Source organism: Microbacterium pasadenense, from assembly GCF_047246565.1.
GTDB lineage: Bacteria > Actinomycetota > Actinomycetes > Actinomycetales > Microbacteriaceae > Microbacterium.
Map to the genome: position 1 here is coordinate 225,830 of NZ_JBFOKN010000001.1, position 21,846 is coordinate 247,675.

At 72.0% G+C, this 21,846-nt stretch carries 22 protein-coding genes and 1 pseudogene; 5 read left to right on the forward strand and 18 right to left on the reverse strand.

What is annotated here, in order from left to right:
• Positions 1–103 precede the first annotated feature (103 nt).
• From AB3M83_RS01080 to AB3M83_RS01130, 11 genes are all read right to left on the reverse strand, one after another.
• On the reverse strand, positions 104–772 hold the full coding sequence (locus AB3M83_RS01080; RefSeq protein ID WP_412944511.1) for a DNA-3-methyladenine glycosylase: 669 nt from the start codon (positions 770–772) through the stop codon (positions 104–106).
• A complete protein-coding gene (locus AB3M83_RS01085) occupies positions 769–2,166 on the reverse strand; it encodes a hypothetical protein (RefSeq protein WP_412944512.1) in 1,398 nt (465 codons plus the stop codon). The genes AB3M83_RS01080 and AB3M83_RS01085 overlap by 4 nt, the downstream gene beginning before the upstream one ends.
• The gene (locus AB3M83_RS01090) at positions 2,156–2,935 is read right to left on the reverse strand and encodes a TIGR03943 family putative permease subunit (RefSeq protein ID WP_412945953.1); all 780 of its coding nucleotides are present in this window, start codon (positions 2,933–2,935) and stop codon (positions 2,156–2,158) included. The genes AB3M83_RS01085 and AB3M83_RS01090 overlap by 11 nt, the downstream gene beginning before the upstream one ends.
• A 4-nt stretch (positions 2,936–2,939) precedes the next feature.
• The gene (locus AB3M83_RS01095) at positions 2,940–3,968 is read right to left on the reverse strand and encodes a permease (RefSeq protein WP_412944513.1); all 1,029 of its coding nucleotides are present in this window, start codon (positions 3,966–3,968) and stop codon (positions 2,940–2,942) included.
• A 4-nt stretch (positions 3,969–3,972) separates the two neighbouring features.
• On the reverse strand, positions 3,973–4,377 hold the full coding sequence (locus tag AB3M83_RS01100) for a Fur family transcriptional regulator (protein ID WP_412944514.1): 405 nt from the start codon (positions 4,375–4,377) through the stop codon (positions 3,973–3,975).
• Between the two features lie 41 nt (positions 4,378–4,418).
• The gene (locus AB3M83_RS01105; protein WP_412944515.1) at positions 4,419–5,288 is read right to left on the reverse strand and encodes a metal ABC transporter permease; all 870 of its coding nucleotides are present in this window, start codon (positions 5,286–5,288) and stop codon (positions 4,419–4,421) included.
• Positions 5,285–6,127, reverse strand: coding sequence for a metal ABC transporter ATP-binding protein (locus AB3M83_RS01110; RefSeq protein ID WP_412944516.1), 843 nt, complete (start codon positions 6,125–6,127; stop codon positions 5,285–5,287). Before AB3M83_RS01110 ends, AB3M83_RS01105 begins: the two co-directional genes overlap by 4 nt.
• Positions 6,124–7,167, reverse strand: a complete 1,044-nt coding sequence (locus AB3M83_RS01115) for a metal ABC transporter solute-binding protein, Zn/Mn family (protein ID WP_412944517.1) — start codon at positions 7,165–7,167, stop codon at positions 6,124–6,126. Before AB3M83_RS01115 ends, AB3M83_RS01110 begins: the two co-directional genes overlap by 4 nt.
• Positions 7,168–7,230: 63 nt before the next feature.
• Positions 7,231–7,566 (reverse strand): DUF3140 domain-containing protein, encoded by a 336-nt coding sequence (locus tag AB3M83_RS01120; protein WP_412944518.1) that lies wholly within the window; start codon positions 7,564–7,566, stop codon positions 7,231–7,233.
• A gap of 74 nt (positions 7,567–7,640) precedes the next feature.
• A complete protein-coding gene (locus AB3M83_RS01125) occupies positions 7,641–8,312 on the reverse strand; it encodes an esterase/lipase family protein (RefSeq protein ID WP_412944519.1) in 672 nt (223 codons plus the stop codon).
• A 262-nt stretch (positions 8,313–8,574) separates the two neighbouring features.
• Positions 8,575–9,327, reverse strand: a complete 753-nt coding sequence (locus AB3M83_RS01130; RefSeq protein ID WP_412944520.1) for a DeoR/GlpR family DNA-binding transcription regulator — start codon at positions 9,325–9,327, stop codon at positions 8,575–8,577.
• 59 nt (positions 9,328–9,386) lie between these two features.
• Here AB3M83_RS01130 and AB3M83_RS01135 point away from each other — a divergent pair, with 59 nt between their 5' ends.
• Positions 9,387–9,776: a DUF4406 domain-containing protein gene (locus tag AB3M83_RS01135; RefSeq protein ID WP_412944522.1), complete on the forward strand. Its 390-nt coding sequence runs from the start codon at positions 9,387–9,389 to the stop codon at positions 9,774–9,776.
• 20 nt (positions 9,777–9,796) lie between these two features.
• On the opposite strand, the gene AB3M83_RS01140 is transcribed toward AB3M83_RS01135, so the two are convergent.
• Genes AB3M83_RS01140 through AB3M83_RS01150 form a run of 3 tightly spaced genes read right to left on the reverse strand, consistent with a single transcriptional unit; the run spans position 9,797 to position 13,325 of the window.
• On the reverse strand, positions 9,797–11,179 hold the full coding sequence (locus AB3M83_RS01140) for a dihydrolipoamide acetyltransferase family protein (RefSeq protein WP_412944523.1): 1,383 nt from the start codon (positions 11,177–11,179) through the stop codon (positions 9,797–9,799).
• Between the two features lie 26 nt (positions 11,180–11,205).
• Positions 11,206–12,189 carry an alpha-ketoacid dehydrogenase subunit beta gene (locus AB3M83_RS01145; protein WP_412944525.1) on the reverse strand — a complete coding sequence of 328 codons (984 nt, stop codon included), beginning with the start codon at positions 12,187–12,189 and terminating at the stop codon, positions 11,206–11,208.
• Complete coding sequence (locus AB3M83_RS01150; RefSeq protein ID WP_412944526.1) at positions 12,186–13,325, reverse strand: thiamine pyrophosphate-dependent enzyme; 1,140 nt, start codon at positions 13,323–13,325, stop codon at positions 12,186–12,188. Before AB3M83_RS01150 ends, AB3M83_RS01145 begins: the two co-directional genes overlap by 4 nt.
• A gap of 181 nt (positions 13,326–13,506) precedes the next feature.
• Here AB3M83_RS01150 and AB3M83_RS01155 point away from each other — a divergent pair, with 181 nt between their 5' ends.
• Both AB3M83_RS01155 and AB3M83_RS01160 read left to right on the forward strand, forming a co-directional pair.
• Positions 13,507–14,184: a response regulator transcription factor gene (locus AB3M83_RS01155; protein WP_412944527.1), complete on the forward strand. Its 678-nt coding sequence runs from the start codon at positions 13,507–13,509 to the stop codon at positions 14,182–14,184.
• 40 nt (positions 14,185–14,224) lie between these two features.
• Positions 14,225–15,607: a sensor histidine kinase gene (locus AB3M83_RS01160; RefSeq protein ID WP_412944528.1), complete on the forward strand. Its 1,383-nt coding sequence runs from the start codon at positions 14,225–14,227 to the stop codon at positions 15,605–15,607.
• A gap of 17 nt (positions 15,608–15,624) precedes the next feature.
• Here the strand turns inward: AB3M83_RS01160 and AB3M83_RS01165 are convergent.
• Positions 15,625–16,133, reverse strand: a pseudogene (locus tag AB3M83_RS01165) (ASCH domain-containing protein).
• A gap of 101 nt (positions 16,134–16,234) precedes the next feature.
• Here AB3M83_RS01165 and AB3M83_RS01170 point away from each other — a divergent pair.
• The gene (locus AB3M83_RS01170; protein WP_412944529.1) at positions 16,235–17,113 is read left to right on the forward strand and encodes a hypothetical protein; all 879 of its coding nucleotides are present in this window, start codon (positions 16,235–16,237) and stop codon (positions 17,111–17,113) included.
• Positions 17,114–17,170: 57 nt separating this feature from the next.
• On the opposite strand, the gene AB3M83_RS01175 is transcribed toward AB3M83_RS01170, so the two are convergent.
• The 3 genes from AB3M83_RS01175 to AB3M83_RS01185 all read right to left on the reverse strand — a co-directional run bounded on the left by AB3M83_RS01175 (position 17,171) and on the right by AB3M83_RS01185 (position 21,094).
• The gene (locus AB3M83_RS01175; RefSeq protein ID WP_412944530.1) at positions 17,171–18,187 is read right to left on the reverse strand and encodes a serine hydrolase domain-containing protein; all 1,017 of its coding nucleotides are present in this window, start codon (positions 18,185–18,187) and stop codon (positions 17,171–17,173) included.
• Positions 18,188–18,260: 73 nt separating this feature from the next.
• Positions 18,261–19,448 carry a glycoside hydrolase family 1 protein gene (locus AB3M83_RS01180; RefSeq protein ID WP_412944531.1) on the reverse strand — a complete coding sequence of 396 codons (1,188 nt, stop codon included), beginning with the start codon at positions 19,446–19,448 and terminating at the stop codon, positions 18,261–18,263.
• Positions 19,445–21,094: an alpha-amylase family glycosyl hydrolase gene (locus tag AB3M83_RS01185; protein WP_412944532.1), complete on the reverse strand. Its 1,650-nt coding sequence runs from the start codon at positions 21,092–21,094 to the stop codon at positions 19,445–19,447. The genes AB3M83_RS01180 and AB3M83_RS01185 overlap by 4 nt, the downstream gene beginning before the upstream one ends.
• Positions 21,095–21,382: 288 nt before the next feature.
• Here AB3M83_RS01185 and AB3M83_RS01190 point away from each other — a divergent pair, with 288 nt between their 5' ends.
• Positions 21,383–21,829 (forward strand): GIY-YIG nuclease family protein, encoded by a 447-nt coding sequence (locus AB3M83_RS01190; protein WP_412944533.1) that lies wholly within the window; start codon positions 21,383–21,385, stop codon positions 21,827–21,829.
• Positions 21,830–21,846: the final 17 nt, after the last annotated feature.

Consider the following 21,846-nt stretch of genomic DNA (forward strand, 5'->3'; position numbering starts at 1 on the left):
GGATGCGAACTGCGTGCTGGAGTGCGCGCAGACGAAGAGCCAGTCTAGCACGGCCGGGCGTGGCGCCTTGACTCCGGCGGCCTCGGCCGACGTCCTCGCCGGGTCAGGAGCCGGCGGCCTCCTGCGCGCCGCGCCCCCACCGGAACACGGAGACCGTCGGGTCGTCGGGGATCCAGAACCGCCAGGGGAACGCGGCCGTGCCGGCCACGCCCGCCACACCGACGCGGGGACCGGTCGCGATGCGCCGGAGCGGCGTCGCCGGCAGGTGCAGGCGGGCGACGGCACCGGCCCGTTCGACGCCGGTGACGGCGTCGATGCCGTCGTGGATCGGATGCCGCAGCCCCACCGCGTCGCCGAGACGTCCCGGTCCGCGCGCGAGGTCCCGGGCGGTCCGAGCGGCCGGGCGGCGGGCGTGCGCGGCATCCGCCCCTTCGATGACCTCGCCCGCGCGCAGCAGGATCCCGCCCGCGACGCCCTCGGGACCGCTGACGACGTTGACGCAGGAATGGATGCCGTGGCTGAGGTACACGTACAGGTGCCCGGGCTCTCCCCACATCGTCGCGTTGCGCGCGGTGCGGCCCATCCGGGCGTGTGAGCCTGGGTCCGCCGCGGGGCCCGTGCCCTGACCGTGATACGCCTCGACCTCGGTGATCCGGACGGCGACCGCTTCTCCCCCCACGCTCACGCGGAGCACGCCGCCGAGCAGCCGCGGCGCCACCTCGACGGGCAGGTCCGACAGTGCGGCGCGATCGGCGGGGACGAGCCCGGTCACTGGTCCGGCGCCTTCCGGCACCACGACAGGTCGAACCCCTCGATCGCGACGACGTCCGCGCCGTCCTCGAGCGAGATCACCCGCGTCTGAAGTCGCTCGGGCAACGGCAGCAGATAGCCGTCGTACGCGTTCGAGACGACGTCGGGAGCGACGACGAGGGCGGCGTACCGTCCGCTCGGCGAGACGCAGGTCTGCAGCAGCGCATCGGTCTCCTCGATCTCGGCGATCACGGTCGCCGCACCGCCCTCGTCGACGCGGGCGACCGACGTGCCGCGCGCATCGAAGCCGTCGAAGCGGGTGAGTGACCGGAGCGTGCCGGTGCCGGGCAGGGCGCCGACCGTGCCCGTCTGACCGAGATCGGCATCCGTCGCCGCGAGCTCGGACTCCTCGGCCGTGGCGAGGTCCACGACCGCGGGCCCGTCTGCGCGCTGCACGTAGGCGGTCGTCCCCGCGATGTCGTCGATGCCGACCGCCGACCCGAGCGCGACGGCGTCGGCGCCGTCGGCCGTCACGAGGCTCAGCGCCCCGTCGAAGGTCAGCATGAGGATGCTGTCGGTCCCGGGCACGAAGCGCCAGTCCTCGACGCGGGCATCACCGCCCCGCCGCTCGATGACGACGGGCGCCGCATCGGGGTCGGCGGTCGACGCGGTGAACAGCAGGCTCTCGCGCCCGCCGGCAGCGGAGATGTCGGCATCCGTGAACGTGTAGCCGATGGTGTTGCCCCGCTCCGCGCTCTGCAGATTCGTGACGACGCCCTCGCCCGGCAGCGTGAGCTCGCGCGCCCGCGTGCCGTCGAGCGCCGTGACGACGACGTGCGACAGACCGTCCTCGATCGTCGAGACGACCAGGTGGGCCGCCGTCGCACGGAAGTCCTCGATGTGCGGATGCGTGAAGACGGGCTCCGCGTTCCCCCCGAGATCGACCCGGAAGACGGTGTCGTCGCCGTCGCCGCGCTGCAGGACGAAGCTCTGCAGGGCGGGCGTCGTGAGGGTCTCCTCGAGATCCGCGGCCGGGCCACCGCCGATCCCCCGGACGCCGTCGATCCGGACCGTGTACGTCGTCTCGTCCCAGAGCGGCCGCGTGAAGCGCACGCCGACGCTGCGGCCCGACGTGTCGACCGTGAAATCGACGGCCGGCGTCACCGTGACCTGCGTCTGATCGACCTCGACGAGCGACTGCGTCGTGGTGAAGATCAGCCGCGACCCCGCCGAGGCGACGGCCGCGGCCGGGTCGGCCTCGACCCGGGTCACCCGCGGCCCCTGCACCGTCGTGAGGATGCCGGCGATCAGGGCGACACCGGCGAACGCGGCGACCACCGCTCCGAGCCGGACCGCGAATCCACGGGCGAGCCGCGCACGGCGGAGGGACCTCCGTCCGCGACCCTCAGAACTCATACGGGTCCTCGGGCTCCTCGATCCGCTCGACACTGGCCGCTTCGACGCGCAGGTCGCCGCCGACGTCGCGGATGGTGCCGGTGACCGTGACCCAGTCGCCGCCGTCCGGGACCTCGGCCGCGGCGATCGGGACGCTCGCGGGCTGCGCGTCGATGACGCAGTGGGTGACGACCAGCCGCGTCAGGTCGAAGCCCCCGCCGCCCGGCGCGACGAACCCGGTCAGCGAGATCTCGGTGCCGTCGAACGCCTGCGGGTCGGTCGCCGTCGCGAAGACGCTCGCCCACTCGCCGACGCCGAACGAGGCGGTGTCGCCGGTGACGGCGAGCGCGACGCTGTCGGCCCCCTGGAACAGCGGCGGCGTGCCGGTGTTGCGCGACATCGCCAGCTCGGGTGACAGCGTGGCCGGCGGGACGACGAGCATCGCCGCGGCGACGCCGACGGCGAGCACCCCGCCCGCGGCGGTCGCCGCGGACCCGATGAGCGCGCGACGGGGGCGCGGGTGCTCCCGCTCGTCATGCGGGACCGCCGCGCGGCGCTCGTGCGCGGGTGCATCGGACGCGTCGCCGTGATCGTGCCCGTGGTCCGCGGCGGCGCCCAGCGGGAGCGCGCAGCTGACCACCGTCCCGACGAGGGCGAGCACCGCCATCGACACGGCGAACCACGTCGAATCCGGGTTGATGTAGAGACCCAGGCGCCCCGTGACAGCGAGGGCGACGGTGAGCGCGGCGATCAGCGCGGCGAGGCCGACGCCCAGCATCCGGAACCAGATCGTGTCACGCAAGGAGGTTCACCACCCCGCCGATCGCGGCGGCCGCCAGGATGACCGAGACGACGAGGACGCCGAGGACGCGGGTGCGGAAGGTCGTGCGCAGCAGTGCCAGCATCTTCACGTCGACGAGCGGACCGACGAGCAGGAACGCGACGATGGCGCCCGGGGTGAACGTCGACGCGAACGACAGCGCGAAGAACGAGTCGACGTTGGAGCAGATCGCCACCACCATCGCCAGGAGGATCATCGCCGCGATGGACAGGGCGGGGTTCGATCCGATCGCGAGCAGGACGTCGCGCGGGATGACGACCTGCACGAGCCCCGCGATCGCCGACCCGATGATGAGGGCGGGCATCACGGCGCGGAGCTCGACAACGAACTGCGCGAGGCTGCGTCGGCCGCGGTTCCCGGATGCCGCCTGCTCCACCACGCACGCGTCGCGGAAGCGATCGGTGAGGAGCGCGTCGGGATCGGGATGCCGGCTGTAGAGCCAGCCGATGACATTGGCGATGAGGTAGCCGCCGAGCAGACGCGCGACGAGGACGCCGTCGTCGAAGCCGAACGCCTGGTGGGTGGTGAGGATGACGATCGGATTCACGATCGGCGCCGCGATGAGGAACGTCAGCGTCTCGGACACGGCGAACCCGCGCATCATGAGACCGCGGGCGAAGGGGACGTTGCCGCATTCGCAGACCGGGACGAGCATGCCGAGGAGCGACAGCACGGCCCGGCGGGCCCACGGGTTGCGCGGCATCCGCTTCTCGATGACGCCGGCAGGCACCCACACCTGCACGACGATCGACAGCAGCACGCCGAGCACGACGAACGGCAGCGACTCGATGAGGACGCTGAGCGCAAGGGTGAGGCCGTCCTGAGCGCGCGTGGGCAGCTCGGGCGAGGGGCTCCACAGGGCGATGCCGATCAGCGCGACGACGAGGAGCAGCCCGACACCGAGGGCCACCGGAGCCCCCCTGCGCCCGGGTGGGCGCCCGGCTGCGGAGCGGCGCGGCGCGGCGCGGGTGTCTGCCGACACGGTGTCAGTCGGCGGTCGCCGACGCCGCCGTGCACGCGGCGCAGGTGCCGAAGATGTCGACGACGTGCTCGGCCTCGGTGAACCCGTGGGCCGCGGCGGTGCGCTTCGCCCAGGTCTCGACCTCGTCGGCCTGGATCTCGACGGCCTTGCCGCAGTTCCGGCAGATCAGATGGTGATGGTGCCCCGTGCTCGCGCACGCGCGGTAGATCGCCTCGCCCTCGGGCGACTGCAGCTGGTCGGCTTCGCCCGTCGCGGCGAGGTTCGCCAGAGCCCGGTACACCGTGGCCAGGCCGATCCCGGTGTTCTCCCCGCGGAGGGCCGCATGCAGGTCCTGAGCGCTGACGAATCCGGGAGCGTCGGAGAGCGCCGAGCGGACGCGCTCGCGCTGCCACGTGTTGCGCTGGACCATGGTTCGGAGTCTACCGGGGGGTTCTGAGGCAGGGCTGGGTGTCACGCCGGGCGGACGGCACGCACCACCCGGCCCCGACGTGAGCCGACGATGCGGCAGACGAGGTAGATCGCGAAGGAGATCGTCGTGATGTACGGGCTGACGGGGAGGGTGCCGGCGACGGCGAGCAGGATGCCGCCGACCGCGGAGACGACGCCGAACGCGGCCGCCAGGAGCGGCACGGCCAGCGGGCCGGTCGCGACGCGGACGGCTGCCGCCGCGGGCGTCACGAGCAGCGCCATCACCAGCAGCGCCCCGATGATGTGGACCGCGACGGCGACGGTGATGCCGAGCAGGAGCATGAAGGCGAGCGAGATCCCGACCGTGGGCACGCCGCGGGCGGCCGCGGACTGCGGGTCGAGCGAGTCGAACCGCAGGGGGCGCCAGATCAGCAGGAGAGCGGCGAGCACGGCGGCCGAGAGGGCGATGAGCCAGCCGAGCTGACCGGACTGGACGGAGACGATCTGCCCGGTGAGCAGGCTGAAGCGGTTCGCGCTCCGGCCGTCGTAGAGCGCGAGGAAGAGGATGCCGAGGCCCAGGCCGAAGGGCATGAGGACGCCGATGATCGAGTTGCGGTCCCGCGCCCGCGAACCGAGCCAGCCGATCAGGAGCGCCGCGACCACCGAGCCCACGATCGATCCGGTGACGACATCGGCGCCGATCAGGAGGGCGGCCGCCGCCCCCGCGAACGAGAGCTCGCTGATGCCGTGCACGGCGAAGGCCATGTCGCGCTGCAGCACGAAGACGCCGATGAGGCCGCCGACGAGGCCGAGGATCGCACCGGCCCACACGGAGTTGGAGACGAGCGCGAGGATCTCGCCGTAGACGGGAAGGCCGCCGAACATGGCGTCGACGATGTCGTCCACGTTCATGGGTGGTCCTCGTGGTCGTGGTGGTGGTGGGAGGCTTCGGCATCCGGCGCGCCGACGACGACGAGGCGGTCACCGGCGCGCAGCACGAACACGGGGGCGCCGTACAGGTCGGTGAGAACGGGCGACGTGAGCACGTCCTTCGGCTTGCCGAGGGTGAAGCGGCCGTTCGCGATGTAGAGGATCCGATCGACCTTGCCGAGGACGGGGTTGATGTCGTGGGTGACGAGCAGCACGGCCGCACCGCTCCGGCGGTGCCCGTCGATCAGCTTGACGACGGCCTGCTGGTTGGCGAGGTCGAGACTCGTCAGCGGCTCGTCGCACAGCAGCAGCCGCGGTTCGTCGGCGAGTGCCTGCCCGACGCGGAGGCGCTGCTGCTCACCGCCCGAGAGCACACCGACCGGCCGGTCGGCGAACCCGGCGGCGTCCACGGCGGCGACCAGCTCGTCGACGCGGCGGCGGTCGCTCCGGCGCGACAGCGGCAGCCCGAACCGGTGGCCACTGACGCCGAGGGCAACGAGGTCACGCCCGCGCAGGGCGGTGTCGCGGGGCAGCGGTCGGGTCTGCGGGAGGTAGCCGATGGCGCGGTTCCCGGGGCGACGGACGGGCCTGCCCTCGACGGCGATCGTGCCCTCGCTCAGCGACTCGAGACCGAGGATCGCGCGGAGCAGCGTCGTCTTGCCCGACCCGCTGGGGCCGAGGACCGCGATGAGCTCGCCCGGCTCGACGGTCAGGTCGAGGCCGCTCCAGAGCTCCCGTCCCTGGCGGCGGAGTGCGGCGCCGCGGATCTCGAGGACGGGAGGCGGGGTCCTCGTCTCACCGGATGCTGCGGGGTCGCTCACCGAGTCAGCGTACCGGCCAGTGCGTCGACGTTCTCCTGCATCCATCCCACGTAGTCGAGTCCGTCGGGCAGCAGCTCGGTGAATTCGATGACGGGGATGCCCAGGCCGTCGGCGAGGGAGACGATCTCGGTGGTCTCCGCTCCTCCCGTCTGCGCGTTCGTGACGACGGCACGCACGTCGCCCGCTTCGAGGATGTCGCGCGCTTCAAGCAGGGTGGCGGGCGGGACGTCCTGGCCCTCTTCGACGGCTTCGCTGAACTCCGCAGGCGTCGCGTCCGTCAGCCCCGCGGCCGCCGCGAGGTAGACCGGCACCGGCTCGGTCACGAAGATCTGCTCGCCCTCGTGCGCTGCGGCGATCTCGCCGAGCGAGGCCTCAAGCCCCTCGATGCTCGCGACGAGGTCGGTCGCGTTCGCCTCGAAGGCGTCGGCGTTCGCGGCGTCCAGCTCGCCGAGCTCGTGCGCGATGTCCTCGACGAGGTGGACGATCGTGTGCGGGTCGTACCAGACGTGCTCGTTGAATCCCTCGATGTGGTCGTGGCCGTGCTCGTGCTCGTGGGCGTCCTCGCCGGCGTGGGCGTCCTCGTCGGCGTGGGCTTCCTCGTCGGCGTGCGCATCCTCGTCGGCGTGGGCGTCCTCGTCGGCGTGCTCCTCCTCGGCGTGCCCCGCGTTCTCGGGGTAGTCGTGTGAGAACTCGACGGCGGTGAGAACGGCGGCATCCGATCCGCTCGCCTCGATCAGGCCGTCGATGAAGGAGTCGTAGCCGCCGCCGTTCTCGATGATGAGGTCCGCGTCGGCGATGGTCAGCTGGTCACGGGCCGACGCCTCGTAGGAGTGCGGGTCCTGCGACAGCGAGTCGATGATCGAGGTGACCTCGATGTCGTCCCCGCCGACGGCGGCGGCGAGAGAGCCGTAGACGTTCGTCGAGGCGACGACGGTCAGCGTATCGCTCTGCTCTGCCGCAGGTGTCGCCGTCGCGCAGCCGGCGAGGACGAGGGCGGATCCGCCCAGGAGGGCGAGGGAGGCGGGCACGCGGGAAGTCATGCCCCCACTCTACTCGGTGTTGATAATCGTTCTCAAATCGCCGTCACTTCTGCCGAATCCCTGTCACTTCTGCGGATCGTTGCCCCAGTTCATGAGCGAGTAGCGCCAGTCGGTGTCGGTGACATCGCCGTCGGGGCGCTGCGCAGAATGACGGGCGACGTAGCCGTGCACCTTCTTCATGTGCGCGTAGTCGGCATCCGTCAGGTCCGCCTTCTTCGTGCGCAGGATCGTCACGATCCGGCGTCCCGATCCGTGCCCCACCGACTCGCCGCCGTCGTCGTCCTTCTGACCCACAGATTTCGACTCGTCGGTGTCGAGCCAGGCCTCGATCTCGCTCGCCGTCATGTTCACGGCCTCGTGGAAGTCGTCTGCGATCTGCTTCTTCACGTCGTCGTCCATGCCGAGATCATGCGTCGCCACGCGGACCTGCGCGACGGGGTTGCGCAGAGGCCCGTGCGCGGTTCGCGAACGCCTCACTCGGCGAGCGCGGTGAGCTCTGCGATGACGCGGGGATCGGCCAGGACCCGGAAGTGCCCGCCGGTGTCGAGCGACACGTTCTTCTTGGCCCCGGCCAGTTCGCTGCCCTCCGGGATGTGCGGATCGAAGCACGGGTAGATCGAGACGATGCACGCGTTGATCGCGGTCTCCCGCGCCAGGGTGAGGATGGTGCGGCTGCGCGGAGAGAAGACGCGCAGCGAGGGCACGACCATGAGCCGCCCGTAACTCGATCCGCCGAACGGGGTGGCGACGGCGAGCATGCTGTCGATGCGCTCCCGGCCGGGGTCGAGCGCCATCGCCCGCTTGCCCACGAGCCCGCCCTTGCTGTGCGCGAGCAGCACGCAGCCGCGCAGGTCGTGCTCCTCGAGGTACTCGCACACCCGGTCGGCGGCGTCCTCGACGGGAAGGCGGTTGTGCCGCAGCACCGGCAGAACGTGCACCGGGTGCCCCCTTCCGTGCACAGCGGCGATGAGCGGCTGCATGAACTTCCAGGTCTCGTACACACCGGGCAGGATCACGATCGGCGCCCGGTCGCCGTCGAGGAAGGACCGGGGATCGGTGCGATTCAGGAGCGCGCGGGCCTGCCACACGAGCGCGTAGACGTAGTCCCGCACCCACCAGGAGCCGAGACGCAGCGGCGAGGTCACGCGTCGCCCGGAATCGCCGCGGACGGATCCGACGAGTGCGCGATGCGGGCGGCCGGACCGGTCACGGTCAGCGCGTCCAGGATCGGCCGTCTGCTGCGCACTCCCACACTCCCGCTTCGGCTGTCCGGCAGTCCGCCAGGAGGGCGGTCCGTCACCTCGATGGTAGGCATCCCGATTCGAGGTGGAACGGGCTTGACGGCGAGCTCTGCGCCGACAAGACACTCGCGAAGGGGATGCGACGGCCCCGCTCTGTGGCCGACGCTCACGCCGAGAGCAGCACCGCCCCCGCGGCCTGCAGGTCCAGCGCGATCCCGGTGTCCGCGCGGACATCGGTGACGATGCCGGCGGTCGCGTCGAACGGGAGGACGTCGTAGCGGGAGGCGGCGCCGATCTTCTCCTCGCTGGCGAGGACGTAGGTCTCCGCGGCGCGGGAGGCGAGGGTGCGCTTCATCGCCGCCTCGTCAGCATCCCCGGTCGTCAATCCTGCGTCGGGGTGCACGCCCGTGACCCCGAGGAAGAACAGGTCGGCGCGGACGCGACTCGCCGCCTCTGCGGCCGCGGCCCCGCTCGCCACGGCGGAATGCTTGAACAGCTGCCCGCCGATGAGGAAGACCTCCGCCTCATGGTGGAGCAGTGCGGTGGCGATCGTGGGACTGTGCGTGATGATCGTGCCGGAGAACGTCAGCGGGAGGGAATCGACGACGGCGAGAGTGGTCGTGCCGCCGTCGAGGATCACGGTCGCGCCCGCCGGAATGAGCGCGACGGCTGCGGCCGCGACGCGCCTCTTGCTGTCGGGCGCGACCGCCGTGCGGGTCGCGTAGTCCGCCACCGCAGGCGACGCCGGCAGCGCGCCGCCGTAGACGCGGACGGCGAGGCCGGCGGCGTCGAGTTCCCGCAGGTCTCGGCGGATGCTGTCTTCGGAGATGCCGAGTTCCGCCGCCACCTCCTTGGCCACGATCCGCCCGTCGCGGCGCAGCCGTTCGAGGAGCACATCTTTCCGCGCTGCCGCCAGCATGCACATTCCTCCCCGTTTGTTCACGTTTTTGCCGTATTGTGCCGAGTATGACCAAGCCTATGTTGATTCTGATCGCCGGACCGTACGCCTCGGGCACGGGCGGCGACCCCGCCGCCATGGCCGCCAACCTCGCCCGCCTCGAGGAGGCGGCGTGGCCCATCTTCCGGGCCGGGCACATCCCGATGATCGGCGAATGGGTCGCGCTTCCGGTGCTGTCGAGCGCCGGCGCCACCGGACCCACCGATCCGCTGGCGGCCGACGTGATGTATCCCACCGCCGAGCGTCTGCTCGAGCACTGCGACGCGGTCCTGCGACTCCCCGGCGAGTCACGGGGTGCGGATCAGGACGTCGCGATCGCCGAGCGGCGAGGCATCCCGGTGTATCGCTCCCTCAGTGAGGTGCCCGTGCGTGAGACCGCATCGTCGGCGGCGGACGTCACGGCTCGCTGACGCGGTCCGGACGTCTCACATCAGTCGAGTAGCAGCGCGGGCTCCTCGAGGACGGATGCCACGTCGGCGATGAACCGGCTCATGCCGTCGCCGTCGACCACGCGGTGATCGAACGACCCCGACACCGTTGTGACGTATCGCGGCCGCACCTCGCCGTCCACGACCCACGGCTTCTGCCGGATCGTTCCCATCGCGACGATGCCCGACTCCCCCGGATTGATGATCGGGGTCCCGGCATCCATCCCGAAGACGCCGATGTTGGTGATCGTGATGGTGCCGCCCTGCTGATCGGCCGGAGACGTCTTTCCGTCGCGCGCCGTGAGGGTGAGCTTCTCGAGCGCCTTCGCGAGACCGCGCATGTTGAGGTCCTGCGCGTCCTTGATGTTCGGCACGAGCAGACCGCGCGGCGTCGCGGCGGCGATCCCCAGGTTGACGTAGTGGCGCACCCGGATCTCGGCGCCGTCCTCCGTCTCGACCCACGCCGCGTTGACCATCGGCGTGCGGCGCACGGCCCAGATGACGGCCCGCGCGACGATGAGCAGCGGCGAGACCTTGATGTCGGCGAAGTCGGGCGAGGCCTTCATCCGCTTGACGAGCTCCATCGTGCGGGTCGCGTCGACGTCGGTCCAGACCGTGACGTGCGGCGCCGTGTACGCGCTCGACGTCATCGCGTTGGCCGTCACTTTGCGGACACCCTTGACCGGGATCGCCTCCTCGCGCGAATCGTCGAAACCAGGTGCGGTGCGGCGCTCGGCGGTCTGCGCCGGAGCGGCCGGAGAAGGGGCGACGGCGGATGCCGCGTGCTCGCGGTCCACCGGGATCGACGTCTCGCGCTCGAGCGGACGATCGGGCGTCGCGATGTTGCGGAACACCGACGCCTGCTGCGCGTGGCGGATCACGTCGTCGCGAGTGACCTCACCGGCCGCGCCGCTCGGCGTCACGTCGCTCAGGTCGACGCCGAGGTCGCGGGCGAGCTTGCGGATCGGCGGCTTCGCGACGACGCCGACCGCGCGGGTGACGGGCTTCTCGGCCGGCTTCCGGCGGCGCGAGGTCACCTCGCCGACCGAGCCGTAGCCGACCAGCACGGCGCCGGACTCGGCGGCGGGCTCGGCGTGCTTCTCACCGTGCTCGGACTGGCCGATGTCGCTGTCGGGCTGGCCCTCGCCGCCCGCGATCGTGATGATCGGCGCTCCGACCTCGACCGTGGCGCCCTCGGCGGCGAGGAGGTCGCCGACGGTGCCCGTGAACGGCGACGGCAGCTCGACGAGCGACTTCGCCGTCTCGATCTCGACGAGGACGTCGTTGACCGACACGGTGTCGCCGGGAGCGACGTGCCATTGCACGATCTCGGCCTCGGTCAGGCCTTCGCCGACGTCCGGGAGGTGGAAGGTCTGCGTGCTCATCGGTGCACTCCAGTCAGTAGTCGTGCTCAGTAGGCGAGGGCGCGGTCAACGGCCTCGAGGATGCGGTCCGCGTCGGGCAGGAACTGCCCTTCGAGCTTCGCGGGCGGGAAGGGGACATCGAAGCCGGAGACCCGCAGCACGGGTGCCTCCAGCGCGAAGAACGCGCGCTCCATGACGGTCGCGGCCACCTCCGAGCCCACCGACACGTTGCCGGGCGCCTCCTGGGCGTAGACCATGCGGCCGGTCCGACGCACGGACTCGATGATGGGCGCATAGTCGATGGGCGACAGCGAGCGCAGGTCCACCACCTCGCAGGAGGTGCCCTCGCTCTCGGCGAGCGCCGCAGCCTGCAGCAGGGTGGTGACCATCGCGCCGTGACCGACCAGGGTGACGTCGGTCCCCCGGCGCACCACGCGAGACGCGTGCAGCGGCAGCGCCCGCTCCGCGAGGTCGACCTCGCCCTTCATCCAGTACTTGGCCTTCGGCTCGAGGAAAATCACGGGGTCCGGGGAGGCGATGGCGTCCTGGATCATCCAGTACGCGTCGTTCGGCGTCGACGGCGACACGACCCGCAGCCCCGGCGTGTGCGCGAAGTACGTCTCCGGGCTCTCCTGGTGGTGCTCGACCGCCCCGATGTGCCCGCCGTACGGGATGCGGATGACGACGGGGAAGGATGCCGCACCCTCGTGCCGGTTGGTCAGCTTCGCGAGCTGCGCGGTGATCTGGTCGAAGGCGGGGAACACGAAGCCCTCGAACTGGATCTCGACGACCGGGCGGAACCCGGCCATCGTCAACCCGATGGCGGTGCCGACGATCCCGGACTCCGCGAGCGGGGTGTCGAGCACGCGCTGCGCACCGAACTCAGCGTGAAGCCCTTCGGTGACGCGGAAGACGCCGCCGAGCGGACCGATGTCCTCACCCATGAGCAGGACGTGGTCATCGGCGGTCATCGCCGCCCGCATTCCCGCATTGAGGGCCTTCGCGAACGGCATGGTCTGGATGTCGCTCATTCGGCGCCTCCCTCGAACGCCGCGTCGTACTCGGCGAGCCAGCGCTGCTGCTCCGCCACCAGCGTGTGCGCATCGCTGTAGACGTGGTCGAACATGATGGTCGTCGGGATGTCGCCGAGCGCGTTGGTGCGGACTCGGACATCGTCCGCGTACGCCGCGCCCTCGGCATCCACGTCGTCGAAGAACGCCGCAGATGCGCCGCGGCTCTCGAGGTACGCGCGCATGCGGGCGATGGGGTCGCGGCGCAGCCAGGACTGCTCCTCTTCGCTGGTGCGGTACTTCGTCGGGTCGTCGCTCGTCGTGTGCGCGCCCATGCGATAGGTGAGCGCCTCGATGGCCCGGGGGCCGTCACCGGCCCGCGCCTCGTCGAGCGCGGTCTTGCTGACGGCGTAGCTCGCCAGGACATCGTTGCCGTCGAGACGGATCGACGGGATGCCGTAGCCTTCGCCTCGCCGGACGAGCGGGACGCGGGACTGCGTCGTCACCGGGACCGAGATCGCCCACTGGTTGTTCTGCAGGAAGAAGACCTGCGGGGTCCGGTAGCTCGCCGCGAACACCATCGCCTCGTGCACGTCGCCCTGGCTGGAGGCGCCGTCGCCGTAGTAGACCATGACCGCCTCGTCGGTGTCGGGATCGCCCGTGCCGGTGCGCCGGTCGAAGACGAGGCCCATGCCGAGACCGGTCGCGTGCAGCGTCTGCGCGCCGAGCACGAGGGTGTACAGGTGCGTGTTCTGGTGCTCCGCCGGGTTCCAGCCCCCGTGCGTCAGTCCGCGCATGAGGCGGATGATGTCGATCGGGTCGACGCCGCGGGTCGTCGCGACCACGTGCTCGCGGTACGACGGGAAGATGTGGTCGTGGGCGCGGGCGGCGCGGACCGAGCCGACCTGTGCGGCCTCCTGGCCGAGCGACGGCGGCCACAGCGCGAGCTGGCCCTGCCGCTGCAGATTGGTCGCCTGCCGGTCGAACGCGCGCACCACGACCATGTCGCGGTAGAACGTCTCGAGGTCGGAGTCGGCGAGCGCGTCGATCAGCGGCAGGTACCGCTCGGCCGCCGCCGAGGGGGCGAACGTGCCGTCGTCGGCGAGCACGCGGACGATGTCGGGATCAGGGGCCGGAGCCTCGAAAGAGGGGGTCACGTTCCCACGGTAACGCGGGCTCGAGCCTCGCTTCTGCAAGACATCGACAACGGATGCCGTGATTCGCGGTGGAATCGGCACAACGCGGCGGATCCGATCGGGCGGATCCGCGTCATCCCGCGCCGACGGATCCCGGTCCGCTTCAGCCCCGCTTCAGCGTGGACGCGCCACACTGGGTGCGATGCGAGTACTGGTGGTGGACGACGAGGTGCGCCTCGCCGACGGCGTACGGCGTGGCCTCGAGGCCGAGGGCTTCGCCGTGGACGTCGCGCACAACGGGATCGACGGCCTCTGGCGCGCCCGCGAGACGCGGTACGACGCGATCGTCCTCGACCTGATGATGCCGGGCATGAGCGGCTGGAAGGTCTGCGAGGCCCTCCGCGCCGAGGAGAACTGGACACCCGTGCTCATGCTGACCGCCAAGGACGGCGAATGGGATCAGGTGGACGCCTTGGACTCGGGCGCCGACGACTACGTGACCAAGCCGTTCTCCTACCCTGTCCTCGTCGCGCGTCTTCGGGCGCTGATCCGCCGCGGCGGCGTGGAACGACCCGTGGTGCTCGAAGCAGGAGACCTGCGACTCGACACCGGCAGCCGGCGCGTGGCCCGCGGCGACGCGGCGGTCGAGCTGACCGCGCGGGAGTTCGCGGTGCTCGAGCACCTCATGCGGCACCGCGGCCAGGTCGTGTCGAAGCGGGACCTCATCGCGGGCGTGTGGGATGACGACTTCGACGGCGACCCGAACATCGTCGAGGTCTACGTCGGCCACCTGCGGAACAAGCTCGACCGTCCCTTCGGGCGTTCCGCGATCGAGACGGTCCGCGGCGCCGGATACCGTTTGGCTGCCGACGGTGGCTGAGCGGAGCGGCGTGGGGCCGGTCCGGCGGTCACGTGGGCGGATGCCGTGGGGCCGCTCCCTGCGCGCGCGGATCACGCTCGCCGCGACGCTGATCGTCGCCGCCGTCATGATCCTGGGGTCGCTCGCGTTCGCGGCGGTGCTCGGCACCACGGTGCGGGACGGGGCGGCGCGCGCTGCCGAGACGCGCGCGCAGGAGCTCGCGCTGCGTGCCGGCGAACTCGGCGCGTCCACGATCGGCGACCTGGACGACGACATCGCGCAGGTCGTGGACGCGACGGGGCGGGTCGTCGCGGCATCCGACGACGCCGACGAGGGGCCGCTGCCGGCGGACCGTGACGGGTCGGTCGTCTCCTACGGCGGCGAGCCGGTCCTGATCGTCAGCGAGGGGATCGACGACGACGCCGAGGGCCGACCGGACTCGGGCGACGACGCGGATCGCGACGGTGACGACGAGGATTCCGACGGCGACGACACCGCGGGCGACGCCCGCCTGGTCCTCGCGGTCCCCGTCGGGGACGACGACGCGACCCTCGCGACCGTCGGTCTGCTGCTCGCGGCATCCGCCCTGCTGGTGACCGCCGTCGTCGCCGGGGTCACGTGGTGGGTGGTCGGACGGGCGCTGCGGCCGGTGTCGCGCATCCGCAACGAGGTCGACGACATCACGGCCGACAGGCTCGACCGGCGCGTGGCGGAGCCAGCATCCGGAGACGAGATCGCCGCTCTCGCCGCCACGATGAACCGCATGCTCGACCGCCTCGACGCGTCCGCGACGGCGCAGCGGCGCTTCGTGTCGGACGCATCCCATGAGCTGCGCTCCCCTCTCGCGACGATGCGGCAGCACGCGGAGCTCGCGCGCGCTCACCCCGACGCGACGTCCCTGGACGACCTCGCCGACGTCGTGAGCGCCGAGGGCCTGCGGATGCAGGACCTCGTCGACGGCCTGCTCGTGCTGACCCGCCTCGACGAGAACGCCCCGCAGCGCCGCGATGCCGTCGACCTCGACGACCTCGCGCTGGCCGAGGCATCGCGCCTGCGGGCGGCCGGCGTGACGGTCGACGGATCGGGCATCGGCCCGGTCCGCGTGCGGGGCGACGGGCGGCTGCTGGGCCGGATCGTCCGGAATCTCGCCGACAACGCGGCGCGCCACGCGCGATCACGGGTCGCGATCGGCGTCTCGGAGACGGCGGGGCGCGCGGTGCTGACCGTGGACGACGACGGCAGCGGCATCCCGGCGGGCGAGCGCGAGCGTGTGTTCGAGCGGTTCGTGCGACTCGACGAGGGACGGGCGAGGGATGCCGGCGGCAGCGGCCTCGGCCTCGCGATCGTCTCCGCCGTCGTCGTCGCGTCCGGCGGAACGGTCACGGCGGGCGACTCCCCGCTCGGCGGCGCCCGCTTCACGGTGACGCTGCCCGCCGCTCCCTGATCCGGGCGGGGCGCCGCTCAGTCGGCGTGCTCGGGCGGCCAGACGACGGCGAAGCGCTCGAAGACGATCTCGTCCTCCTCCGACCATGCCGCGCCCCGCGCAGCGGCGGTCCTCGTCCAGTACCGGCGGTGCTCCCGCTGCCAGCCGGCCAGGCTGAGGTCATCCTCGCCCTCGTCCGCCGCGAAGCCCGCGTCGGCGCTCGCGAACGAGCCGATCCTGAGCTCCGTGCTGCGGATGACGATGCGCGGCGCTCCGCTGCTGTCGCAGGCGATCCAGTGCGAGCCGATGCGCGGGACGGCGTCCCCTCGGGCGAGGAACTCGGCGACGAGCTCCGAGGTGGCGCGCTTGCGGCCCGAGAGGACGATCCCGAGCAGCTCGTCCGCGAGACGCGGGGAGTCGCCGAAATGCTCGACGGTATGCTCCGGCGATGCGGCGACGGCTTCGGGATGAGCGGCCTGTACTCCGCCCACATCCGGTCGGCCGCGGCCTGATCGAGAGGCAGTCCGGCAGGAGGCGTGTCGGTCATCCTCCGATCCTCCCACCGGCGGGCCGGACGACGCAGCATCCTGAAGGCCGCTTCAGGTCGCTTCAGGTGGGCTTCAGCGCCCGCGGGAAACCATGGGGGACATGAGCGAGAACAACAGCACCCCCGACTCCACACCCACCCCCGATGCGCACGCCGAGACCGCGCCGACGCAGGCCTACCCCGACGGCCGGCCGGCCGAGGCGACGGCTGCGCAGCAGACACCGGCCGCAGACCGAACCGCTGCTCCCGCCGCGTCGGATGCCCGCCCTCGTCGGCGCGGCCGCACCGCCCTTCTCGCCGGCGCCGGCGTGGTCGGCGCCGCGCTCCTGATCGGCGGTGGCGTGGCCATCGGGTCCGCGCTCGATGACGACGACGACGACCGCGTCGCCGGGCTCGTCGCCGATCAGGGCGGCGACGCGGGTTCGACGTCGGACGACCGCACCGAGGCATCGGACGACGACGGCACGGCCGATCAGGGCGACTCCACCGGCGCGGATTCCGGCGACGACGGGGTCGATGACTCGGGCGACTCGGGCGACGACGGCTCCGCCCTCCCGGCCTCGGCCGGCGCGGCGACCGCGGCCGAGCTCGACGAGATCGGGCGGGCCGCGGCATCCGTCGCCGACGGCGACCCGGTCTCGATCGACGCGAACCGCGACGGCAGCTGGGACGTGACGCTGCGCGGCGCGGACGGCTCCGAGACCGAGGTCCTGGTCGCCGCCGACGGCACGGCGACCGTCCAGGAGACCGAGCCGGCCGACGGCGACGACCGCGCCGCGACCCACGTCCTCGACGCGGCGACCCTCGAGAAGATGGTCTCCGCGGCCCTGGCCGAGGCGGACGGCCGCATCATCGACATCGACGCCGACGACGACAACCGCTCGCCGTTCGACGTCTCCGTCCTCACCGGCGACGACCGCATCGTCGAGGTCACCCTCGACGCGTCCGGCGCCGTGATCGGCACCGAGCTGGACGACTGACCCGCCACGGCTGCCGCGGGACCGGGAGACCCGGCCCGCGGCATCCGTGCGTCCGCGTCAGTCCGCGGCAGCGGATTCCAACGCGCTCCGCAGGACCAGGGCGACCGGCCAGGCGCCCTCCGAGCTGTTCGCGATCACCGTGTACGTGGCGTCGGCCGCGGGGTCGTGCGCCGACCAGAACGACACCCCGGCGTCGTACCCCTCGAGGATGAGGGCGTCCGTGGTCTCGTGCAGCCAGATCCCGAGGCCGAACCGCTTGCCCTCGTCCTCGACGTCGTACCTCGGGCGCACGAGCTCGGCGTACGTCTCCGGGGCGATGATCTCGCCACGGCGGAGCGCGCGCCAGAAGCGGTGCAGATCCGCGGCCGTGGTGAAGGCGCCGCCGTCCCCGTTGCCGAGCACCGGCAGATGCAGGATGTTCGTGCGATCGCCCTCGTCGTCGAGGTAGCCGAGGGCCGCGTCGCCCGGGAGGGTGTCGCTGCGCAGGTAGTCGGTGCGCCCGAGACGCGCCGGCTCGAGCACGAGCCGGCGGATCGCCGCGTGGAACGCCTCGCCGGTGATCCGCTCGAGGACGATCGCGAGGACGACGTAGCCGCCGTTGCAGTACCCGAACTCGGTGCCCGGCGGGAACGCCTGCTCGAAGCCGTCCAGCACCGCCAGGAAGCTCTCCGCCGTTTCGAAGGTGTGCACCGGCGCGGTGAGGACGTAGTCGTCGATGTCGCCGCCGGCGGACTCGTCGATGTAGTCGCCGATGCCCGAGGTGTGGCTCAGCAGATGCTCGATCGTGACGCCCGGGTCGATGAGCGGGAGGTCCTCGCCGAGGACGGTCCGCACCGGCTGATCCAGTCGCAGGAGCCCCTGCTCGACCAGGCGGAGGACCGCCAGCGCCGTGAAGATCTTGCTGCCGCTGGCGATGGCGAGCCGGGTGTCCGGCGTGATCGGCACGCGATGCCCGCGATGGGCGAAACCCACGACGCGCTCGAGGCGGCGCTCCCCGCCGACGTCGATAGTGACGATGCCGGAGAACGCGGCCTCGCCGATCGCGCGGTCGAGGTCGGGCGCGGCGATGCTCATGCGTGCTCCTTCGTGCGGGACCTCCACCCTAGCCAGCGGACCGCCCGCACGGCCCCGCGCATCCGGGCTCCGTTCACCCCGCGGGAAGCTCGCCCCGCTGCGCCAGGTCCCCCAGCCACGCGAGACTCGGCCTCGGCGTCCGCTCGAAGGTCCGGTGGTCCACGCCGATCAGGCCGAACGTCGGCCGGAACGACCCCCACTCGTAGTTGTCCAGCAGCGACCAGTGCAGGTACCCGCGGACGTCGAGCCCGTCCTGCAGAGCGGATGCCACCCCCTGCAGCGCCCCGGTCGTGTAGTCGATCCGGCGGCTGTCGTCAGCGGTCGCCATGCCGTTCTCGGTGACGACCATGGGCACGCCGCCGGTCACCTCGTGCGTGTGCCGGAGCGCGTGGCCGAGGGCTTCGGGATAGTACTCCCAGCCGGTCAGCGTCCGTTCCACGTCGTCCGGGAACGGGACCGGTCCGTCGGGACCGATGATCGTCCGTAGGTACGACTGCACGCCGATGAAGTCGTCCTCCCGCGCCTGCTCGAGGTAGTAGTCCTCCCGCCAGTACCCCCAGTCGTCGCGCTCCTTCTCGTGCCCCGGCACCGCCTGGTACACCTGGTTCGCGACCGACCAACCGGACTTCACGTGACCGAGCCCCCGCAGGACGTCGACCGACGCATGGTGCGCCTCGGCGATCACCTGCGCGACGTGCGGGGAGGGCCCGGGGAAGTTGACGCCCTGCTCGGTGTCGATCTTCGCCTCGGTCTGGTTGACCATCATGTTCGGCTCATTGATCGTGACGACCCACTCCACGTCGTCGAGGATCCGCGTCGCCGTTTCGGTGTACCGCCGGAACCGGTCGACGACGTCGTCCGCGTACCAGCCGCCGTCACGGCCCTGCCAGCGCGGCACCGTGAAGTGGTGCAACGTCACGAACGGCTCGACGCCGGCATCCCGGCACGTGTCGATCATGCGGCGGTAGTGGTCGAGCTGGGCCCGCGAGACGATGCCCTTCTCAGGCTCGATCCGCGCCCACTCGATCGAGAACCGGTAGGTCGTCAACCCGGCATCCGCCAGCAGCCGGATGTCCTCGGGATACCGGTGGTACGAGTCGCACGCGTCGCCGCTCGGCTCCTCGACGGTGGTGTCCGGCGCGTGCTCGAACTCCCAGTGGGCCGTGTTGACGTTGCCGCCCTCGATCTGGTGCGCGGCCGTCGCCGCTCCCCACAGGAAGCCCTCCGGCGTCGCGATCGTGGGACCGGTGTAGGTCGTCATGCGGTGTTCCTTTCATCGGATGCCGCGCCCCGCGCGGCCGGGTGCGAGGTCGGATCGAGGTCGACGACGGCACAGCCGAACGCCTCGAGCGTGAGGCCGTCGCCGTCGCGGCGCGCCCGGTGCGCCAGCAGGACCGTCGCCGGCCCGTCGCCGAGCGGCACCGACCGGGACGACGCGGACGGGTTCAGCGCGACCAGCAGCGACCCGCCCCGCACGTACGTGAAGGGGTAGGCCGTCCCGCGGACATCGACTCCGCTGTGCGCCGAGAGCCGGGCGTCGCTGCGGCGGAGGGCGATCGCGTCGCGGACGAAGTGGAGCAGGGATGCGGGATCGTCCAGCTGCGCCGCGACGGTCGGGCGATGCGGGTCGGGATCCTCGGGGAGGTACCGCGACGGACCGAAGCCGTCGGTCGGCGCGAACCGGCCGGTGGCGCCGAGATCCCCCCACTGCATCGGCGTGCGCGATCCGGCGCGCTCGTAGCTCGGTCCGAGGGACGAGCCCTCGAGCGGGCCGATCCCGGGCAGGTAGCGCATGCCGATCTCGTCGCCGTAGTAGACGGACGGCATCGCCGGCCAGGTGAGGACCAGGAGCAGCGCCGCGCGAGCCTGCTCGGCGTCCCGGGTCCCGCTCACCAGCCGCGTGAAGTCGTGGTTCGCGGTAGGCAGGCCCACGATGCCGCCACGGCCGTCCGCCTCGATCGCTGCGGCCGCGTCGCGCCACGCGGACACGAAATCCGCCGCGTCGCCGGCGCCCGCGGCATCCGCCCACGCCGTGGCCGGCTCCCAGGCCTCGTGGACCGTGCCGCTGCCGTTGGAGAACAGCGACTTGAACGGGCGGCCGTCGGTGTCGCCGCCGAACTGCAGGAAGAAGTCGCTCGAGAAGCCCGCCGGGATCGAGCGTGCCGGATCGCCCCACTCCGCGATGAGGATCCGACCGGGGTGGCTCTCGTCGAGTCGGCGCCGGATGTCGTTCCACAGCCGCGCCGTCTCGACGTGGCCGGGATCGTCCTTGACGAGGGACGCGGCCATGTCGACGCGGAAGCCCTGCACGCCGCGGTCGTACCAGCGGCGGATGATGTCGACGAGGGCGTCCCGGTTGGCGAGGGGGCCCGGCGCGTCGACGGCCTGGCGCCACGGCTCGTCGGGGTGCGGGCGCGCGTAGCCGAAGTTCAGCGCCGGCTGGAAGGCGAAGAAGTTCGGCTTGTACCAGCCGCCGCGGGAACCGGGGACGGGTTCGAAGCCCTCGGCGGGGCGGTCCGAGAACACGTAGCGGTGATCCGTCGGATCATCCGCGGCGGCGAGGAACCACGGGTGCCGGTCGGACGTGTGCCCGGCGACGAGGTCGAGCACGATGGCGATCCCCCGGCGGTCCGCCTCGGCGACGAGGCGATCGAGCGCGGCATCCCCGCCGTAGCGGGGGTCGATGTGGTCGAAGTCGGCGACGTCGTAGCCGGCATCCCGCATCGGCGAGACGAAGCAGGGGTTCACCCAGACCGCGTCCACGCCGAGCCACTGCAGGTAGTCGAGCCGCGCGGCGAGGCCGTCGAGGTCGCCCATGCCGTCGCCGTTGCCGTCGGCGAAGCTCTGCGGATAGGCCTGGTACAGCACGACCCGGTCGAGCCGCTCGGCGAGGGTGGGGATGGTCATCCGGCCTCCTGTTCTGCGTCGCTGCAGCCCCGGCCGGTCGCGTCGGCGCGACCGGGACCTGACATGTAACCGGTTACCGGCGCGACCATACCCGATGTATCCGGTTACATCCAGGCCCGGTTCCGCCCGTCCGGCTGCGCTGGCGGCCACCGGGACGGAGTTTCGCGCGCCCGCGGCTCGCCCGGCCGCGGGATTCCGGGGCCGCCGCGCATCGCGACGCAGAAACTCCGTCCTGGTTGCCGCGGCACCGGGGCGGAGGATGTCGCAAGCCGGTCGCACAATGGCCCTGTGCCCGAGCCGATGCCCTCCCCGTGCCGCGTGTGCGGCGGCGAGCTCGGCGAGCGCCTTCCGGTCGGCATCGGGCGCTCGGCGTGGCACTGCGACCGCTGCGGGTGGCGGCTCGGTGACGCGCCGGATGCCGACCTGCGACCCCCTCGGGTCGAGGTGGTCTACTACCTGCGCTACGCCGCGCGGGTGAAGATCGGCACCTCCTCCACTCCGCGCTCGCGCCTCGCCGCGATCCGGCACGACGAACTGCTCGCGTTCGAGCCCGGCGGGCGGACGCTCGAGCAGCAGCGGCACCGTGAGTTCGCCTCCCTGCGGGAGGGCGGCGAGTGGTTCACCTCGGCCGCCCCGCTCACCGATCACATCGCCGCGCTCCAAGCCGTACAGCGCGACCCATGGGCGGCCTACGACCGTTGGCTGGGCGACGCCTTCCGCCGCCTGTCCTCCTGACGAGGCCTTGATGTAAC

Excerpts from the sequence above, each read along its gene's own strand:
- AB3M83_RS01085 (WP_412944512.1), bottom strand. The coding sequence starts at position 2,166 with ATGAGTTCTGAGGGTCGCGGACGGAGGTCCCTCCGCCGTGCGCGGCTC.
- AB3M83_RS01100 (WP_412944514.1), bottom strand. The coding sequence starts at position 4,377 with ATGGTCCAGCGCAACACGTGGCAGCGCGAGCGCGTCCGCTCGGCGCTC.
- AB3M83_RS01105 (WP_412944515.1), bottom strand. The coding sequence starts at position 5,288 with ATGAACGTGGACGACATCGTCGACGCCATGTTCGGCGGCCTTCCCGTC.
- AB3M83_RS01115 (WP_412944517.1), bottom strand. The coding sequence starts at position 7,167 with ATGACTTCCCGCGTGCCCGCCTCCCTCGCCCTCCTGGGCGGATCCGCC.
- AB3M83_RS01120 (WP_412944518.1), bottom strand. The coding sequence starts at position 7,566 with ATGGACGACGACGTGAAGAAGCAGATCGCAGACGACTTCCACGAGGCC.
- AB3M83_RS01130 (WP_412944520.1), bottom strand. The coding sequence starts at position 9,327 with ATGCTGGCGGCAGCGCGGAAAGATGTGCTCCTCGAACGGCTGCGCCGC.
- AB3M83_RS01135 (WP_412944522.1), top strand. The coding sequence starts at position 9,387 with ATGTTGATTCTGATCGCCGGACCGTACGCCTCGGGCACGGGCGGCGAC.
- AB3M83_RS01140 (WP_412944523.1), bottom strand. The coding sequence starts at position 11,179 with ATGAGCACGCAGACCTTCCACCTCCCGGACGTCGGCGAAGGCCTGACC.
- AB3M83_RS01145 (WP_412944525.1), bottom strand. The coding sequence starts at position 12,189 with ATGAGCGACATCCAGACCATGCCGTTCGCGAAGGCCCTCAATGCGGGA.
- AB3M83_RS01155 (WP_412944527.1), top strand. The coding sequence starts at position 13,507 with ATGCGAGTACTGGTGGTGGACGACGAGGTGCGCCTCGCCGACGGCGTA.
- AB3M83_RS01160 (WP_412944528.1), top strand. The coding sequence starts at position 14,225 with ATGCCGTGGGGCCGCTCCCTGCGCGCGCGGATCACGCTCGCCGCGACG.
- AB3M83_RS01170 (WP_412944529.1), top strand. The coding sequence starts at position 16,235 with ATGAGCGAGAACAACAGCACCCCCGACTCCACACCCACCCCCGATGCG.
- AB3M83_RS01175 (WP_412944530.1), bottom strand. The coding sequence starts at position 18,187 with ATGAGCATCGCCGCGCCCGACCTCGACCGCGCGATCGGCGAGGCCGCG.
- AB3M83_RS01180 (WP_412944531.1), bottom strand. The coding sequence starts at position 19,448 with ATGACGACCTACACCGGTCCCACGATCGCGACGCCGGAGGGCTTCCTG.
- AB3M83_RS01185 (WP_412944532.1), bottom strand. The coding sequence starts at position 21,094 with ATGACCATCCCCACCCTCGCCGAGCGGCTCGACCGGGTCGTGCTGTAC.